A 2,285-nucleotide genomic window follows, 5' to 3' on the forward strand; every position below is an offset into this window, starting at 1 on the left:
CCCTCTTGCGCTACGCTTGGCTCTACAACCACCATCTGCCTCAGACTGCCCTCGATGCCCGCACGCCCATGCAGGCCATGAAGGACTGGTATCGGCGAAGATCGGATTTGTTCCAAAAGCGACCCCATAATCATCCGGGACATGACAGTTACCAATCGCGCCAAGTCCCAGTCTGGATTGCTTTCGAAAAGTTTTGATTGAACTCGTTTTCGATGGCTTCCCACATTGTGCTGGGTCCGTGCGTTATAGTGAAATTGCCTTTTCCCGGGGGGCCTAGCAGATTGTCTGCGACGACGGTTCCAGTTAGAGTTCCTCCGCCCTTGAAATCGACGGTGCCGCCTGCATAAACCAACCCATTGACTGTGGTATTGCCGCCAAATTTTACATTTCCTGTGGTGGCGAGGATGATTGGGCTTGTGGTTGTGCCGAGGTTGCTACCAATGTCGATTTCAGTTACGACGTTTTGTCGGCTGTCGAATACGGCAACCGATACCGGGCCTGCTCCGAGAGCGACTTGTGCAACGATGTCCGGGATTTTTGAGCTAAACGAAACTTTGGCGAGGTCGATGACGATGTCGGCTCGCGTTTTGAATTCTTCGAATGTGCGGCCAAGGGCGAGCCGTTCTAGCCCGGTTTTATCGGCTCCGTTGACGAGCGAGCGAAGATTGTAGTCGTTGGTGACGACGTCCGGTCCGATGTGGTAGCTTTGGCCGGATGTGTTGTCAGAGCTCAGAGAGTCGGGTACTCCATTAATGATAGTCCTTGTGTCAAATGACCCGGAGATTTCTGCAATCGACTTGCCCGTCCAAATAGTGAGGTTGTTATTGTTGTTGACAACCGTAGCATTACCTGTTAAGGCGCCGCTTGCGCCGGCAAGAGTTAATGGCGCCAAAGCGCCTGGGCGATAGGAGCTGCCCCCGGTAGGATTGACGCTAACTGTAGTGACAACGTAACGGCGTGCAGTCGGGTCTATTGAGCTGGATCCGCGTCCAGCCAGCAAGGCGGTCGTATCTGTGGGAGCGATTCCGCCCCCGTTGGTGCCGCATTCTTCAAAAATCGCGCGAGCTGTTTTGCTGGCGTTGGTTATCGAACAAAACCGAAATTCACTTAAATTTGGTATACCCCCGGCGTTGCGGCTGGCGCGATTTGTGATGAATGCGTATAAGGTTGTCTGTGGGCTGGCCGCCAGTTCCTGGAATGCATTTGAAATGGCGCTTTCAGCATTTATCAGAGACTCTTGTGCGGCGGCGGAGTTGGCTATGGTTCGAACTTCCGAAACAGCTCCGCGTGTTAAATATAAAACCCCTAAGCCCGTGATCAAGGTCAGCATGACGGCGGTGAAAACGGTTGCTGCGCCGTATTGTTGTGTGCGGTTTGGTATCCTGATTGCGGGGCTTTTCATTTTAGTTGCACGTGGTATTTCGCGGTGAAACCGATAAAGAAACATTCGATAAACTGTGCTGATGAGGCGTCGTTGCGCTGAGTGTGAGGGTAATCGTTGTATTGTTGACGCAAGAAGCATTAAATGTCGTAATTTCTAGGGTCGCCGGGTCTGTCAATGATTGCCATTGTGTAATCGTTGAGCAGGCGGGCGGTGTGTTGTTGGTATTTGGTATGTCATATCGAACTTGTAGGCGATTGCCGTTTCGTCGAAATGCGCCCCAGTAAGCGGGTGAAGTTGGTAGCGGTGCCAGCTTATAAGGGTAGACAATGCATGTGTCGGGGCTTGAGGTGACTGTGATTTTGCTTGCGGTGGTTCCGTAGCCCGCTCTTATTATTTCGTTTCCTATAATGTCGAGGACGGCTCGGGCATCTGTGTTCATCTTGCTTGCTTGCGCCGTCTCGCGATTGGTGATGGAGACGGGGACCACCATCATTGTCGCGCCGAGCAGTATAAAGAGACCGATCGTGATCGATACCAAGAGTTCGACCAGAGATAGTCCTCGCCCGTGTGCGGGAGAATGGGTGGTATGTGTCAACATGCTGCGTAGCGGGTGGATGTGTTGTTTGGCGAGCAAATCAGAATAGAGCCTTCCCGAGTCATTCGTAGTTGGAGCTGCAAACCCGTTGGTGCGGACCACGTTAGGCTCATGGTTGTTGCGGAAGCATTGTCGTAATTAATAATGGTTGCCGTGCGGAAGGCGAGCTGTACGTTAGGTGTCGCATCCCGGATGATCACATAATACCCAGCCGCCGTGGATACCTGCTGGCACGCAGCATCCTGCAAGAGCTGCTGCGAGGCGCGGGAGTCGGCGGCGAGGTCTCATCCGAAGGAGTGCGATCAT

Annotated in this window: 1 protein-coding gene and 1 pseudogene; one reads left to right on the forward strand and one right to left on the reverse strand. The window is 53.0% G+C overall.

The annotated features are described in order from the left end of the window. Positions 1–197, forward strand: a pseudogene (locus Tfont_RS14930) (hypothetical protein); the annotation flags it as partial. Here the strand turns inward: Tfont_RS14930 and Tfont_RS14285 are convergent. Beyond that, a complete protein-coding gene (locus Tfont_RS14285; protein WP_143969925.1) occupies positions 149–1,447 on the reverse strand; it encodes a pilus assembly PilX family protein in 1,299 nt (432 codons plus the stop codon). The pseudogene Tfont_RS14930 and the gene Tfont_RS14285 overlap by 49 nt on opposite strands. Positions 1,448–2,285 lie beyond the last annotated feature (838 nt).

The sequence above is a fragment of the Tepidimonas fonticaldi genome (genome assembly GCF_007556755.1).
Classification (GTDB): Bacteria; Pseudomonadota; Gammaproteobacteria; order Burkholderiales; family Burkholderiaceae_C; genus Tepidimonas; species Tepidimonas fonticaldi.

Coding starts and splice junctions, on each gene's coding strand:
- Tfont_RS14285 (WP_143969925.1), bottom strand. CDS start 1,447: ATGTTTCTTTATCGGTTTCACCGCGAAATACCACGTGCAACTAAAATG.